Origin of the sequence: Pseudomonas sp. Q1, assembly GCF_009935975.1 — a bacterium.
In the GTDB taxonomy this organism is placed as follows: domain Bacteria; phylum Pseudomonadota; class Gammaproteobacteria; order Pseudomonadales; family Pseudomonadaceae; genus Aquipseudomonas; species Aquipseudomonas palleroniana.
The window spans coordinates 1-668 of the sequence record NZ_QODI01000062.1; the positions used below are offsets into that span (position 1 = coordinate 1).

The window sequence follows — 668 nt, forward strand, 5'->3', positions numbered from 1 at the left end:
CCTAAGCGCGTGTTGGACAGCCTGGTGCTGCCCTTGGCCACGACACGGCCGTCGGTATTGCCCCGGAATGATCGAGAACAACTGGCCTATGTCATTTACACCTCGGGGTCGACCGGCAGGCCGAAGGCGGTTGCCATTACGCGGGGCGCCCTGGCGAATTTCCTGGCGATGATGCAACACACGCTGGCGTTATCGGCGTCGGATCGTTTACTGGCGGTGACCACCCTTGGGTTTGATATCGCGGGTCTCGAGCTGTTTTTACCCTTACTGGTCGGGGCCGTCATATTGCTGGCCAGGACTGAGGAAGTGCGCAACCCGAGCCGCCTGGTCGAACGTGTTCGACAGGATCGGACGACAGTCATTCAGGCGACGCCGGCCTTGTGGGAGGCCATCCTGGCAGAGCAGCCGTCGTTATCGTTGCAGACTGCCTTGGTTGGTGGCGAAGCGATCGGTGGACGTCTGGCGATCGGGCTGCGCAACCATGCAACACGCGCGTTTAACGTCTATGGACCGACCGAAACCACCATCTGGTCGACCTGCCAGGAGATCACCCACCACGCAACCGGGGCGCCACCTATTGGTCGGCCACTTTGGAACACCCGGGTGTATGTGCTCGATAGCGGCCTGCTGCCATGCCCGGTGGGGGTGAGCGGCGACCTTTATATTGC

The 668-nt window shown here is 61.5% G+C and carries 1 protein-coding gene; it reads left to right on the plus strand.

The window, feature by feature from the left end:
* A partial coding sequence (locus tag DK870_RS29135; protein ID WP_161550428.1) for an AMP-binding protein occupies positions 1–668 on the plus strand: 668 nt, incomplete at both ends.